The following is a 14,148-nucleotide window of genomic DNA, read 5'->3' as shown; positions in this document are numbered from 1 at the left end:
CTGGTGGAGGAACACCACCTCGCTGGACACCTGACGGGCGAAGCCCATTTCATGGGTGACCAGCAGCATGGTGCGGCCTTCTTCGGCCAATGCGGGGATGACGTTAAGTACTTCCTGGACCATTTCCGGGTCAAGGGCGGAGGTGGGCTCGTCGAACAGGATCACCTTGGGCTGCATTGCCAGCGTGCGGGCAATGGCCGCGCGTTGTTGCTGGCCACCGGAGAGTTGCGCCGGGTAGGCGTGGCGTTTGTCCGCGATGCCGACCTTGGCCAGCAAGGCTTCGGCGACTTCGATGGCTTCAGCCTTGCTCTGACCGAGTACGCGGCGCGGGGCTTCGATGATGTTGTCGAGCACGCTCATGTGCGGCCAGAGATTAAAGTTTTGAAACACAAAACCGATCTCGCTGCGCAGGCGATTGATCTGCTTGCCGTCGGCAGCGACCAGTTCGCCATTCTTGGCGGCTTTGAGCTTGAGTTCTTCGCCGGCCACCAGGATTTGTCCCTGATGCGGGTTTTCCAACAGGTTGATGCAACGAAGGAAGGTGGACTTGCCGGAACCGGAAGAACCCAGGATCGAGATCACGTCGCCGTCGCGGGCGGTCAGCGAGATGCCTTTGAGCACCTCAAGCTGTCCGTAGCGTTTGTGCAAGTTGCGGATTTCAAGCGCGGGCGTGGCCTCAGCCATGTGCGTTCCTCATAGTATTTCGCTCCTGCTATTGGCGGCCTTCCTGGCGAGGCGGCCAAGCTAGCATAGCGTTGGAATGGCAGCCAACAGCGCTACGGGCGGTAAACGGGTGGCATGTGGCAGGTTGTCGCATCGGTGCAGCAGACTGTCGCGCTGCTATCAACCGAACAGCCGTTTGAACCCTGCCTGTCGATAAAAAGGCTGGGGCTGTTCCAAAAAAGGGCGCGATGTTGCCAGCTTTGGCGGGGGGTTGGAAGCGCTAACCGGCCAAACGTTCCTGATCCGCACTTTTATTGTGCGTCGGGCATTTTCCGGGTGTGTTTCTGGTGCGCCGTTTCGTTCTGAAAGTGAGTCGCAGGGTAACGCTCTGGCAAAGTGCCATTAATTTCAATGGGTTGCGATGACTGTCCGGTCTGGATGAGATCGCCGTGGTAGACGGCTTTGAAACATTTTGGCGCAATTATTGCGTACAGAATCCAGAACGCCCCGTTGGTTTCTTTTTACGAGAAAGAAATTCAGGCGGGATGCATGCATTCGCTTTTCCTTACAAAGGTAGTTTCAATGAGCAGTACCCCAAGCTCCAATGGCCTCGAACAGGGGCTCAAACCGCGTCATGTGACCATGTTGTCGATCGCCGGGGTTATCGGTGCCGGCCTGTTCGTCGGCTCGGGCCACGCCATCGCCGCCGCAGGCCCGGCCGTGCTGTTGGCTTACGCTGCCGCCGGTATGCTGGTCGTGCTGGTGATGCGCATGCTCGGCGAAATGGCCGTTGCTTCGCCAGACACAGGCTCCTTCTCGACGTACGCCGATCGCGCGATCGGTCATTGGGCCGGTTTCACCATCGGCTGGCTCTACTGGTGGTTCTGGGTGTTGGTGATTCCGCTGGAAGCCAACGCCGCCGCGACTATCCTGCATGCCTGGTTCCCGAATGTGGCGATCTGGGCCTTCACCTTGGTCATCACCTTGCTGCTGACGGTGACCAACCTGTTCAGCGTGAAGAACTACGGTGAATTCGAATTCTGGTTCGCCCTGGTCAAAGTCATCGCGATCATCGGTTTCATCGGCCTCGGCATTCTGGCGATCTTTGGCTTCCTGCCGAACAGCCAAGTCAGCGGCGTTTCGCACCTGTTCGACACCCAAGGCTTCCTGCCAAATGGCATGGGCGCAGTGTTGGGCGCGATCCTGACCACCATGTTTTCCTTCATGGGCACCGAGATCGTGACCATCGCGGCCGCGGAATCGAAGAACCCTGGCCAGCAAATCTCCAAGGCCACCAACTCGGTGATCTGGCGGATTGGCTTGTTCTACCTCGTGTCGATCTTCATTGTTGTGGCCCTGGTGCCATGGAACGACCCGGTACTGGCAGCCGTCGGCTCCTACCAGACCGTGCTTGAGCGCATGGGCATCCCGAATGCCAAGCTGATCGTCGACATCGTGGTGCTGGTTGCTGTGACCAGCTGCCTGAACTCGGCGCTGTACACCGCCTCACGCATGATGTTCTCCCTGGGCAAACGCGGTGATGCACCGGCCGTTTCCCAGCGCACCAACAAGAGCGGCACGCCGTACTGGGCCGTCATGTTGTCCACCGGTGCTGCGTTCATCGCGGTGTTCGCCAACTACGTGGCCCCGGCCGCCGTGTTCGAATTCCTGCTGGCCAGCTCCGGCGCTATCGCGCTGCTGGTGTACCTGGTGATCGCGATTTCGCAATTGCGTATGCGCAAGCAGCGCATGGCACGCGGTGAAAAAATCGCCTTCAGCATGTGGCTGTTCCCGGCCCTGACCTACGCGGTGATCATATTCATCGTTGCGGCCCTGACCATCATGCTGTTCCAGGAAGCGCATCGCGTGGAGATCCTCGCGACCGGTCTGCTGAGTTTGCTGGTGGTGGCTGCCGGTTTGTTTGTGGCTCGTCGTCGCAAGCTGCAGAAGATGGGTGCGGTGGTGCTGAACTGATTCGTACCGCATAACGCAAAACGGCCGCTGTCAGTGATGACAAGCGGCCGTTTTTGTTTCTTCCTGGCAGCGCACGCCCTGTAGCAGCTGGCGAAGCCTGCGTTCGGCTGCGAAGCAGTCGTAAAACCTGCGCACGAGGTAATTCTGAAGGACCGCATTGTCTGACTTCACGACTGCTTCGCAGCCGAACGCAGGCTTCGCCAGCTGCTACAGATCGCGTTATGGCTTTACCGGTGTTTACTCGGCCTTTTCTTCCTGCGCGTCCAGCGACTCGCGATAGCTGTCGAGCGCCGTGCCGAAGTCAGTGATGAACTGCGGGTCCGTCAGCCAGGCCTGGGCGGTGTCGCGGTCCATGCCGTCGGCCCACATGCGGTAGTCGATCAGCATGTCGGCGGCCAGGTGAGTGGCCGCCATGGCTTCGTTGTCGGCGTTTTCCATGTCCAGCAGTTCTGGATGGTCGCTGATGATGTCGGCGAGGTTCGACAGCAAGGTCAGCAGCATGACGTTGCGGCTGGTGGCTTCCGCGTCACGCATTTTGCTGAACATCGCCAGGGTGTATTCCGGGATCGGCTCGCCGATTTCCCCCAGATCATCGTCCAGTGCGGCGGGTTTTCTGCCGTGAATATTGATTTGCTTGGCTTTGATCTTGGCGCGTTTGGCGCGTTTCTGTTGCTTGTTCAGGGATGCCATGGGAACTCAGTTCGGTTTCTGTTGGTTTTGGGCCGCGATAGCTTCGGAAGCTGCCACGTAATCAATCTGGAAGGCCGGGGATTCGATCCAGGCCAGGGCACTGGCTTCGTCCGCTTCGGTGGACCATTGGCGGTACTCGATCAGCGCAGCGATGATGAAGTCTGTCGCTGTTTCTTCGCCTTCCTGCTCCAGCACCAACGCGAGCAGCGGGTGTTCAAGAAAGGCCGCGCACATAGCTTGTTGGCTGATCTTTTCCGCGTCGATCATCTCTTTGAACAGCTCGGTCAGATCCACCGATTCGAAGTCGATACGATCATCGTTCGGGTCCAGCTCGACCGGCGCGGCAGCCCGTTGGGTGCGGTTCTGCTTGGCCTTGGCTTTGGCGCGTGTGGCGCGTTTGTTCTGCTTGTTGGCGGATGCCATGGGCGTCGTTCCGTATTCCGTTGAGAGGGCAAGTCAATCAGCTGCGTGGCACTAGCCGCCCGGGTGTGTTGGGGGGCAGTTCGCCGGTCTGCAGCCAGGACAGCGCAATGGGCCATAGTGTGGCTTGGTATGCGCTACGAAAAAAGGCGAAATGTCCGACTTCTTTTTCGCCGATGTCTTCGGGGGCGATTCGCAAGTGGGTGTTCGTGCTGTTGGTGAAGTAACCCAGCAGCCGTTCGATGGCTGGAATCGTGCCGTAAGGATCGTCGCTGAGGCTGATGGCCAGGTTTTGTGCGGTGACGGATGAGAAGGGCAGTCGCCCGGTTTTTGCGTGAAGGACGCGACCGCTGGGGCGTTTCTCGTAGTGCGCGGTGGGCATGCTCCAGTCGCGAACCACGCCGGCGGGGGTGTCCTCTAGCCAGCCGAGACGTTTGCCGGGGAAGTAGCCGCAAAGCAATGTCATCAACGGCATCACCAGATGCCACTTGCCGAACATCCGCCAGCGATGGGCGGGCGCGTAATCGCGCCAGTAAGCGAATTGCGCACCGACAGTCACCAGACGTCGAATCATATGCCCGGAAGCTCCCAGTCCCGCTGCACAGCCTCCAAAGCTGTGGCCTACAACATCGATGGGTTGCCCGGGAAATTCACGTTGAGCGCGCTTGAGCATCGCCTCAAAGTCCAGCGCGCCCCAATCTGACCATGAAGCCCGAAGCCCTTTCAGCGACGCGGGTCGCGATTCGCCGATGCCACGGTAGTCGTAAGTGATCACGTCGAAGCCGTTGGCGAACAGGTAATCGGCAAAGCGCGAGTAGTGCCGACAGCGGACCGATGTTGCGGCGTTGATCACCACCACAGGACGGGTCGAGTCTTGATTCGCATGCCGCCAGGTGAAGCCGCCAAGGATGAAACCGTCGGCGGCGGGTTCCTTGAAAGAGTCACCAGTTGTGCCGGTGGGTAACGGCAATCCAAGTTGCGTCGGGGCCAGTGAAGGCATGTCCTGCAAATTCATAGGCTCTGGACCTTTACGGTTAGCCAATCACCATAGTCTTCACGTCGTTTATGAACAATCCACCCGTGCTTATCGGGGCCTTTGCTTGAGTAACCGCTCCTCAAGCACCGCCCACTCCCGATCCAGTTCTGTGCGAAGTTCCTCCTCGCTCGGCAGTATCAGTCTGTATGTACCGGCGAACAGTTGTTCGTTGCCTTGCGGTACTGAATAGCGCACCACCGATTCATCTTTTTGCGCGCAGAGAATGAGGCCGACGGTGGGGTCATCCTCCGATCCGCGCTTGAGGTCGTCGTCATGCGCACGTACATGTCCATCTGGCCGACATCCTGGTGGGTCAGTACGCCGCGCTTGAGGTCGAAGATGACGAAGCACTTGAGCAGGTAGTTGTAGAACACCACATCGATGTAGAAGTCTTTGCTCTCGGTACTAATGCGTTGCTGGCGAGCGATGAAGGCGAAGCCTTTGTCCAGTTCGAGCAGGAAGCCCTGGAGTTGATTGATCAAGGCTTGTTCAAGTTCGCTTTCCTGGATCAAGCCCGCATTGGGCAGGCCGAGAAACTCCAGTAGCACTGGGTCCCGGATGAAATCCCGAGGGTTGGCATTCATTTGCTGGATATTGGTGGCGGCTTCCTGTTTGACGGCGGCCCGGTCGCGGCTCGCCAGCAAGCGTTCGTAATAGAGGGTATTGATCTGGCGCTCGAGGGCGCGACTTGACCAGTTCTGCAGGGCTGATTCGTTCATGTACCAGTGGCGAGCGTGGTCGTTGTCGACGCGAAGGAGCCTGCGGTAGTGAGAAATCCGCGCTTGAGGAATACAACGTGTAGTCCAATTCGCAGTGAACCCAAGTACTAATCAATCTAAAACTTGGCGATTCAGCAGGAAATCTAACAGGAGTACAGATTGGGTTCTGCGGAGCCCGGGAGTCGCCACCATGAAGTACCTCCATTCACTCCTGTTGCCCATCGCCGCTGTCGGCGTATTGATGTTTCCCGTCATGCTGAGCGCTGCCAGCCTTGAACCCATCGACAACTCAGGCGTGCAAGTCCAGCCGCAACAGCAAGGCGGGATTAGTTACCTGTCCGGGGGGATTGGCGAGGATGAGTCGAAGGCCATTCAGCAAGCCGCGGGCTACAACCTGCACATGACATTCTCCATCGGGCCGGAGAACAAGTACGTTCCAGATGTTGATGTGGTTGTGCAGAAAACCCCGGGGCATACCGTGCTGACGCTCAGCCAGGCTGGCCCGTTGGTTTACGTTCAGCTGCCTGCTGGCAAGTACACCGTTGTCGCGACCCGCAATGGTGAGGAGCGACGTGAAACAACCGATGTCGGAAGCGGCACCGCTCGCAATCTGGTTTTCCATTGGAATGGTGACGAATAGCCAACGATGGGCGAGAGAGAAGTGTCGCGAGCAAGGCAGAGAAAAAGCGCGGATCAAATCGCAGACATAAAAAAACCCTGAATCTTGCGATTCAGGGTTTTCGGTATTTGGTGCCCAGAGACGGAATCGAACCGCCGACACGGGGATTTTCAATCCCCTGCTCTACCGACTGAGCTATCTGGGCAACGGGGCGCATTAAACTGGTTTTTCGGGGGGTCGTCAAGAAAGTTTTCAAAAAAATTTTAATTATTACCGTCGCTTACGTTCCGACCCTCGAAAAAGCGGGATTATTCAGCCGGCGGAACGTAGCCGTCAGCCTTGGCGTATTCCTCGCCGGAAAAGAACTTGTCCATCTCGCCCTGAAGATATTTGCGGTCTTCGGCGTTCATCATGTTCAAGCGTTTTTCGTTGATCAGCAGAGTCTGGTGCTTTTGCCAGTCTGCCCAGGCTTTGGCCGAGACGTGGTCAAAAATGTCCTGACCTTTTGCGCCTGGAAATGGAGCGCGCTCCAGGGCGGGTAATTCTTCTTTGTACTTGCGGCACATGATGGTGCGGGTCATGACGACTCTCCTGCGTTCAATACGGCGGCCGCGCGTTCGAGCAAGGTTTTGACCGGGGCGGCAAGGCCCAGGCGCGGCGGGGTGGCGAGGTTATACCAGAGCCAGTCGGCCTCGGCCACGTGATGGCCGGCCTCCTGGACCTGAACCAGCCAGGGTTCGATGGACAACTGAAAATGACTGAAGGTGTGTACCAGGCTCGGCAGCGCCTGTTGGCTGCCAAGCTCCAGCGAATGCTGCGAAGCCAGATGTTGCAGGTCGTCGAGGTCGTCGAGTTCCGGCAGGCTCCATAGACCGCCCCACAAGCCCGTGGAAGGGCGACGGTAAAGCAGAATCGCGCCTTCGCCGTTGGCAAGCATCGGCATCAGCGTGCGCTTCTGTGGCACGGCTTTGCGCGGTTTGGGGATCGGGTAGCGCGTCTCCAGGCCAAGCATGTGCGCTTCGCAGCCTTTTTCCAGCGGGCAGAGCAGGCAGCTCGGCTTGCTGCGGGTGCAAAGCGTGGCGCCCAGATCCATCATCGCCTGGGTATAGGCGTTGACCCGATCATGCGGCGTAAAGCGCTCAGCGTTGGCCCACAGCTGTTTGGCGACCTTTGGCTCGCCCGGATAACCCTCTTGCGCGGTAAAGCGCGCCAGCACCCGTTTGACGTTGCCGTCGAGGATCGGCGCCCGCAGGCCCATGCTCAGACTGGCGATGGCGCCGGCCGTGGACAGACCAATGCCGGGTAGATCGGTGAGCTTTTCCACATCCCGCGGAAACTCGCCACCGTATTCGGCGACAACAATCTTCGCGGTCTTCTGCAAATTGCGCGCACGGGTGTAGTAACCCAGGCCGGTCCACAGGTGCAGGACTTCGTCTTCCGGCGCAGCGGCCAGGGCTTCGACCGTCGGCAACGAGGCCATGAAGCGGTCGAAGTAGTTCAGCACGGTGCTGACCTGGGTCTGCTGCAACATGATTTCCGAGACCCACACCCGATAGGGGGTGATGCCTTGTTGCCAGGGCAAGTCGTGGCGGCCGTGGCGGTCGTACCAGTCCAGCACCGCCGATGAAAACTGCTCGGCTCTCATCGCTTGAACAGCCCCTTCAACGCGTTTTTCAGTTCCGGGCTGACTTTGTCGCCAAGCTTCTCGTCGATTTTTTCGCTGATCCGTTCGCCGGCCAGTTTGCTCGCGACCTGGCCCATGCGTTCGTTATCGAGGCGGCAAGCCTTGGCGCCCAGTTCCAGCGGGCCACGGCAGCGCAGCGGCCATTCGATGCCGACGAACTTCTCGCCGACCTGGCAGGCCGGGTCCGGCATGTCGCTCTTGTCGCCTTCGACGATAACGCCCACGCGGTAGTCCATGCCCAACACCCGAAGATCGACATCGCCGTCGCCGTTGACGGTCATGCCCGGGATGCGCACTTTCAGGTCCGGGTTGCTGGCCACGCCGTTACGGAAGGTCAGGTTGCCCTTGAGCTCCTGGAACGGTGTGTCCTTGCCCCGTGGCTCGCCGCTGAGGGATTTACGGTTCAGGGTGGCGATGCCTTTGCACAGCTGTTGTTCCAGGTTGGCATTGAGCAGCACGCCGTTGTTGATGACGAAACTGGCGTTGCCGTTGAGGGTTTCGATCAGCGCTTTCTGGCTGTTGCCGCTGCCGGTCAGGTTGCTGTTGACCGTCACCAGACCTTTGACCGGTGGATTTTTACCCTGGCTTTCAAGGATTTTTTCCATCGGTACTTTGCTGATGCTCGTCTGCATGTTCAGCGCTGGCACCTGTTGGCGCACGTCGAGCGTACCTTTGGCGTCGAAGTTGCCGTCGTACAGGTCGCCGCGAAGGCTCTCCAGGGTCAGCAGACCGCCCTGGCCTGTGGCCTTGAGCACGGCGTTCTGGATCGGCAATTTATCGAGCGTCAACTGACCGAAGGTGAGGTCAGCGTCTACGTCGAGTTTGCTCAGCCGCTCCACCGGCAGCAGGCGCTCGTTGCTCCACGCGTCTTTGGTCGGTGCTTGCGGCAGCGGTGTGCTGCCCGCGCCGGCCATGGCATCGGCTTCGGTGCTGGCCACTTCGGCCTGACGCACTTGCGTCGCGCTATTGGCTTCGGCAGATTTTGGTGGCAGGTAACGGTCGACGTTGAAGGTGTCGGCCTTGAGGGTCGCCCGCAGTGATTGCTTGGCCAAGTCCTCGACGGCGATGCGCCCGCTGAAGGTGCTGTCGTCGACTTTCAGGTTGATGTTGTCGAACACCACGCTGGTCGGCGTGCCGGCAAGGCGGCTGACCAGTTCGACTTTGCTCAGGCTACCGTCAGCCATCGCCGGAAGCTTCTGGCCGATGCTGTCGACGAATTTCGCCAGATCGAACTGGGCGATCGACAGGCCGCCGCTGATTTGCGGGGTTTTGTCGAGGTCGTTGACCTTCAGTTCACCCAATGCGCGCAGTTGGTTGGCAGAGATCTTGATGCCAGTCCATTCGGCGACGTTCGCCGCTTTATCCAGCAGCAACTGGCCTTGGGCAGCGAAGGTCATGGTTTTGCCTTGCAGCGGATCGCCAGCCACTTCGCCAGAGAGTTTCATGTCTTCGAGTTTGTAGCGCTGCAATGCGCGCTCGAAACGCAGCTCGCCGTTGAGCTCGGTACGGACACGCAAGACCGGCTGGTTGGTGCCCAGGAACGCGGTGAGCTTGACCGGGATGTTCGTGGAGTCATGCACCGGCCCGGTACTCAGCTGGATGCTTTCGGCGCTGAATTGCTTGCCGGTTTTTTCGTCGCTGTATTCAACGCGGGCGTTGTTGACGGTCAGGCTGTCGATGTCCAGGCGAATCGGCTGGGCCGGTTTTTCCGCTTGGGCGGTGGTCTCGGTCGCTGGTTCGCCAGTGGTCGCGGGCGGTGTGGCCGGCGCCGGTGCCTTGCCGATGTCTTCCCAGTTGCCGTGGCCGTCCTTGTCGCGGGTCAGGCGCAAGTTCAGGCCTTCGACGCGCACATCGCTCATCTGCACTTCACGGCGCAGCAGCGGCAGCACGCGAACCGACAAGCCGAGCATCTGCAAATCAGCGAACGGCTCAGTGGGTTTGGCCAGGGTCGCGACGCTGGCTTCGTGCAATTCCAGGCCCAGCCACGGGAACAGGCTCCAACCGATATCGCCATTGAGCGTCAGCTCGATGTGGGCCTTGTCGCGGGCTATCTGGCGAATCTCGTCTTTATAGTCGTTGGGATCAAAGAGGTGGGTCAGGGCAAAGCCCAGCGCCACAATGATCAGCAACAGCCCGAGAAGTACCAGACCCAGGATTTTGCCGAACGCTTTCATGGGCGAGTCCTTGTAGTTAGTCGAATTCGAAATTTAGCCGGGGAGTATAGCGCTCCGTAGCGGACGACCGGTCAGCGATCACGTCGGCAATACATCCAGCGGTATTTTCAGTTTGGCCGCCAGCGCTTGCGCCTCCAGATGCCCGGCAGGCGCCAGCAAGCGCAATGTCGCGCCCGATTGCGACGCCATTTTCTGCGCTTCATTCACCAGGCGCTCGGCCACGCCACGACGACGGGTGATTTTTCGTACACATAGTTGGGACAGATGCCAGACATCCGAGTGCTGTTGCAGGCGTGCCGCGCCCAAAAGCCGATCGTTGAAGCGGCCGGCGATCAGCGAACCGTCCAGCAGGCAGCTTTCGATCAACTGCAAATCTCCGGCAAACGGGGCAAACAGCCAGTCCGGCGCATCGCGGTAGATCTTCTGCAGATCTTGCTGATCCTGATAAGTGGCTTCGTTCAGCGGCTCGACAATGATCGGCATGAGGGTTCCTTCAGTGGTACGAGAACTGATGACATGCAAAAGGTGATATCACTTTGGTTTTTCTGTCACGTACAGATGGTAACCTTTGCCGGTTCGTCCGTCCTTCTGCGACGTGATGTCGCACCAAAATGAAACTTCACCCCAAAAAACAGTCATGCGTGCGCATAAAGGCTGAGGGGTGAGGAGTGGCTGACGAACCCTACTAATAATTGGGGGATACACAATGACCACGAGCATCACGGCGGACGGCCTCAAAGCCGACCAGCCCGCGTTCCTGTCCAAGGAACGCATCATCGCCAAGCCCGGTTTCAACCGTTGGCTGGTACCACCGGCCGCCTTGGCCATCCACCTGTGCATCGGCATGGCCTACGGCTTTTCGGTGTTCTGGTTGCCACTGTCCAAAGCCCTGGGCGTGACCAAGGCAGTGGCCTGCGCGCCGGACATGAGCTTCATCTCGCAAGTCTTCTCGTCCCAATGTGACTGGCCGATCTCGATGCTCGGCTGGATCTACACCCTGTTCTTCATCTTCCTCGGTTGCTCGGCCGCCATCTGGGGCGGCTGGCTGGAACACGCCGGGCCACGCAAGGCTGGCGTTGTATCGGCACTGTGCTGGTGTGGCGGTCTGCTGATTTCAGCGCTGGGGGTCTATACCCACCAGATATGGCTGATGTGGATCGGCTCCGGGGTCATTGGCGGTATCGGCCTGGGCCTGGGTTACATCTCGCCGGTATCGACCCTGATCAAGTGGTTCCCGGACAAGCGCGGCATGGCGACCGGCATGGCGATCATGGGCTTCGGTGGTGGCGCGATGGTCGGTGCTCCGCTGGCCGCAGCATTGATGGGCCACTTCGCCTCGCCAACCAGCGTCGGCGTATGGCAGAGCTTCCTGGTGATGGCCGCGATCTACTTCGTGTTCATGATCGGCGGTGCACTGTCCTACCGCGTTCCGCCAACCGGCTGGAAGCCTGAAGGCTGGACCGCCCCGGCGAAGAAAGCTTCCAACACGATGATCACCCACCGTCACGTCCACGTGAATGTGGCGTGGAAAACCCCGCAATTCCGTCTGGTGTGGCTGGTGCTGTGCCTGAACGTTTCGGCGGGTATCGGCATCCTCGGCATGGCTTCGCCGCTGTTGCAGGAAGTGTTTGCCGGTACGTTGCTGGGTAACGGTCTGACTTTCGGTCAGCTCGACGCTTCGCAGTTGGCCTCGATCGCTGCGATTGCTGCCGGTTTTACCGGTTTGCTGAGCCTGTTCAACATCGGTGGTCGCTTCTTCTGGGCGTCGTTCTCGGATTACCTGGGCCGCAAAAACACTTATTTCGTGTTCTTCGCTCTCGGTTTTGCCCTGTACGCGCTGATCCCGAACCTTGGTCATCTGGGCAACGTTGCGCTGTTCGTGGCGGCCTTCTGCATCATCCTGTCGATGTACGGCGGTGGTTTTGCGACTGTTCCGGCTTACCTGGCGGACCTGTTCGGTACGCAAATGGTCGGCGCGATCCACGGTCGTCTGCTGACGGCATGGGCGGCGGCGGGCGTGTTGGGTCCGGTGCTGGTGAACTACCTGCGTGAGTATCAGCTGAGCATCGGCGTTGAACGCGCCGCGGCTTACGACATCACCCTGTACATCCTCGCGGGCCTGCTGGTGCTGGGTTTCATTTGCAACCTGCTGGTGCGTCCGGTGGCCGACAAGTACTTCATGACCGACGCTGAACTGGCCGCCGAACAGGCGCTGGGCCACGACAAGGGGGCTGACAGCAGCACCGTATTGGAGTGGAAAGCGGATGCGGGCACCAAGCCGTTGGCAGTGGCTGCATGGCTGGTGGTGGGTATTCCGTTGGCGTGGGGTGTTTGGGTAACCCTGCAGAAAACGGCGGTGTTGTTCCACTAAGTACCGCATGTGCCTGACATGGGTTGTGTCAGGCACATTGGTTTATGCCCTAAAAGATCGCATCCTTCGGCAGCTCCTACAGTCAGTGTTCACATGACATGGTGTGAATGCGGTCGGTGTAGGAGCTGCCGAAGGCTGCGATCTTTTGCTTGTCATGACATGTCTATCCCCGACAACACGGGATTCAGTCCGTCAGTGAAATCACCTCCCGTGTTTCTGTTTGGCGCCCGCGCCCCTATAATGACTGCCTTTTTCGCCCAATGATTTTGCGGAGCTGGTGATGGCCGAACGTAAGGCGTCAGTCGAGCGCGACACTCTGGAAACCCAGATCAAAGCCTCGATCAACCTGGATGGCACCGGAAAGGCCCGATTTGATATCGGTGTTCCTTTTCTTGAGCACATGCTGGACCAGATCGCCCGTCACGGGCTGATCGACCTGGATATTGTCAGCAAGGGCGACCTGCATATCGACGACCACCACACGGTGGAAGACGTCGGTATCACCCTGGGTCAGGCCTTCACCAAAGCCATCGGCGACAAGAAAGGCATCCGTCGCTACGGCCACGCCTACGTGCCGCTCGATGAAGCGCTGTCGCGCGTGGTGATCGACTTCTCCGGCCGTCCGGGCCTGCAGATGCATGTTCCCTACACCCGTGCCACCGTCGGCGGTTTCGACGTTGACCTGTTCCAGGAATTCTTCCAGGGCTTCGTCAACCACGCCAACGTCAGCCTGCACATCGACAATCTGCGTGGGCACAACACCCACCACCAGATCGAGACCGTGTTCAAGGCTTTCGGCCGCGCCCTGCGCATGGCCGTAGAGCTGGATGACCGCATGGCCGGTCAGATGCCGTCGACCAAAGGCGTTCTGTAATGCAGACGGTCGCGGTAATCGATTACGGCATGGGCAACCTGCACTCGGTGGCCAAGGCCCTCGAGCACGTCGGTGCCGGCAAGGTCCTGATCACCAGCGATGCCGATGTGATTCGCGAAGCCGACCGGGTGGTATTCCCCGGCGTCGGCGCGATTCGCGATTGCATGGCGGAGATCCGTCGCCTGGGCTTCGATTCGCTGGTGCGCGAAGTCAGCCAGGACCGTCCGTTCCTCGGCATCTGCGTGGGCATGCAAGCCTTGCTCGACAGCAGTGAAGAGAACGACGGCGTCGACTGCATCGGCCTGTTTCCAGGCGCAGTGAAGTTCTTCGGAAAAGGCCTGCACGAAGACGGTGAGCACCTGAAAGTCCCGCACATGGGCTGGAACGAAGTGAAGCAGACGGTGAGTCATCCGCTGTGGCACAACATTCCGGACCTGGCGCGTTTCTACTTCGTGCACAGCTACTACATCGCTGCCGGCAACCCGCGGCAAGTGGTGGGTGGCGGTCACTACGGTGTCGATTTCGCCGCCGCGCTGGCCGATGGCTCGCGTTTCGCCGTGCAGTTCCACCCGGAGAAAAGCCATACCCATGGCCTGCAATTGCTGCAGAACTTCGCCGCGTGGGATGGTCGCTGGTAAATGGCCGTCAAGAAATCCAAACCGCCGATCCTGACCCTCACTCCTGAACAGGAGAACGAGGCCAATCACAAGATCAAGCGGTTCATGGAGGATCGTTTCGAACTGGACCTGGGTTCGTTCGAAGCGGCGGAAATCCTTGAGCTGTTTACCCGCGAAATTGCGCCGCACTATTACAACAGGGCGATTTTCGATGTGCAGACGCACCTTAAAGAAAGGTTCGAAAGCATCGAAAGCGACTTGTGGGCGCTCGAGAAAAACTGATTTTCGAGCGAAGCTGAACAATCGA

General features: G+C 59.2%; 14 protein-coding genes, 1 tRNA gene and 1 pseudogene. 6 read left to right on the top strand and 10 right to left on the bottom strand.

Going from position 1 to position 14,148, the window contains the following annotated elements:
• Positions 1-684 (bottom strand): ABC transporter ATP-binding protein (locus ACIQU2_RS05225; protein ID WP_403139135.1); only part of this gene is annotated, 684 nt, incomplete at its 3' end.
• Positions 685-1,245: 561 nt separating this feature from the next.
• Here ACIQU2_RS05225 and gabP point away from each other — a divergent pair.
• Positions 1,246-2,637: a GABA permease gene (gene gabP / locus ACIQU2_RS05220; protein ID WP_347806304.1), complete on the top strand. Its 1,392-nt coding sequence runs from the start codon at positions 1,246-1,248 to the stop codon at positions 2,635-2,637.
• Between the two features lie 237 nt (positions 2,638-2,874).
• Here gabP and ACIQU2_RS05215 read toward each other — a convergent pair whose 3' ends face one another.
• The 4 genes and pseudogenes from ACIQU2_RS05215 to ACIQU2_RS05200 form a co-directional block, all read right to left on the bottom strand.
• Complete coding sequence (locus ACIQU2_RS05215) at positions 2,875-3,327, bottom strand: hypothetical protein (RefSeq protein WP_347802122.1); 453 nt, start codon at positions 3,325-3,327, stop codon at positions 2,875-2,877.
• A gap of 6 nt (positions 3,328-3,333) precedes the next feature.
• Complete coding sequence (locus tag ACIQU2_RS05210; protein ID WP_403139131.1) at positions 3,334-3,750, bottom strand: hypothetical protein; 417 nt, start codon at positions 3,748-3,750, stop codon at positions 3,334-3,336.
• A gap of 37 nt (positions 3,751-3,787) precedes the next feature.
• Positions 3,788-4,762: an alpha/beta fold hydrolase gene (locus ACIQU2_RS05205; RefSeq protein WP_403139129.1), complete on the bottom strand. Its 975-nt coding sequence runs from the start codon at positions 4,760-4,762 to the stop codon at positions 3,788-3,790.
• Positions 4,763-4,831: 69 nt separating this feature from the next.
• Positions 4,832-5,556 (bottom strand): annotated as a pseudogene (locus ACIQU2_RS05200) (YhcG family protein); the annotation flags it as partial.
• 136 nt (positions 5,557-5,692) lie between these two features.
• Between ACIQU2_RS05200 and ACIQU2_RS05195 the strand changes: the two are divergent.
• Entirely contained in the window at positions 5,693-6,142 is a 450-nt protein-coding gene (locus tag ACIQU2_RS05195) for a carboxypeptidase regulatory-like domain-containing protein (protein WP_347802125.1), read from the top strand.
• Between the two features lie 108 nt (positions 6,143-6,250).
• Here the strand turns inward: ACIQU2_RS05195 and ACIQU2_RS05190 are convergent.
• From ACIQU2_RS05190 to ACIQU2_RS05170, 5 genes are all read right to left on the bottom strand, one after another.
• Positions 6,251-6,326, bottom strand: a tRNA-Phe gene (locus tag ACIQU2_RS05190).
• 103 nt (positions 6,327-6,429) lie between these two features.
• Positions 6,430-6,702, bottom strand: a complete 273-nt coding sequence (locus ACIQU2_RS05185; protein ID WP_008149405.1) for an oxidative damage protection protein — start codon at positions 6,700-6,702, stop codon at positions 6,430-6,432.
• Complete coding sequence (gene mutY / locus ACIQU2_RS05180) at positions 6,699-7,766, bottom strand: A/G-specific adenine glycosylase (RefSeq protein WP_123367009.1); 1,068 nt, start codon at positions 7,764-7,766, stop codon at positions 6,699-6,701. The genes ACIQU2_RS05185 and mutY overlap by 4 nt, the downstream gene beginning before the upstream one ends.
• The gene (locus ACIQU2_RS05175) at positions 7,763-9,979 is read right to left on the bottom strand and encodes an AsmA family protein (RefSeq protein ID WP_403139125.1); all 2,217 of its coding nucleotides are present in this window, start codon (positions 9,977-9,979) and stop codon (positions 7,763-7,765) included. Before ACIQU2_RS05175 ends, mutY begins: the two co-directional genes overlap by 4 nt.
• Before the next feature lie 78 nt (positions 9,980-10,057).
• Positions 10,058-10,462 carry an acetyl-CoA sensor PanZ family protein gene (locus ACIQU2_RS05170; protein ID WP_403139122.1) on the bottom strand — a complete coding sequence of 135 codons (405 nt, stop codon included), beginning with the start codon at positions 10,460-10,462 and terminating at the stop codon, positions 10,058-10,060.
• 223 nt (positions 10,463-10,685) lie between these two features.
• Between ACIQU2_RS05170 and ACIQU2_RS05165 the strand changes: the two genes are divergently transcribed.
• From ACIQU2_RS05165 to ACIQU2_RS05150, 4 genes are all read left to right on the top strand, one after another.
• On the top strand, positions 10,686-12,350 hold the full coding sequence (locus tag ACIQU2_RS05165) for an OFA family MFS transporter (RefSeq protein ID WP_403139119.1): 1,665 nt from the start codon (positions 10,686-10,688) through the stop codon (positions 12,348-12,350).
• Between the two features lie 280 nt (positions 12,351-12,630).
• Positions 12,631-13,224 carry an imidazoleglycerol-phosphate dehydratase HisB gene (gene hisB, locus ACIQU2_RS05160; protein WP_129439274.1) on the top strand — a complete coding sequence of 198 codons (594 nt, stop codon included), beginning with the start codon at positions 12,631-12,633 and terminating at the stop codon, positions 13,222-13,224.
• On the top strand, positions 13,224-13,862 hold the full coding sequence (hisH, locus tag ACIQU2_RS05155; RefSeq protein WP_347802150.1) for an imidazole glycerol phosphate synthase subunit HisH: 639 nt from the start codon (positions 13,224-13,226) through the stop codon (positions 13,860-13,862). The genes hisB and hisH overlap by 1 nt, the downstream gene beginning before the upstream one ends.
• Positions 13,863-14,123, top strand: a complete 261-nt coding sequence (locus ACIQU2_RS05150) for a DUF2164 domain-containing protein (protein ID WP_054616495.1) — start codon at positions 13,863-13,865, stop codon at positions 14,121-14,123.
• Positions 14,124-14,148: the final 25 nt, after the last annotated feature.

Source organism: Pseudomonas sp. NPDC098740 (assembly GCF_044760065.1).
Lineage (GTDB): Bacteria > Pseudomonadota > Gammaproteobacteria > Pseudomonadales > Pseudomonadaceae > Aquipseudomonas > Aquipseudomonas rossensis.
Note: the sequence above shows the minus strand (reverse complement) of the source record. Positions and strands in the feature narration are given on the sequence as shown.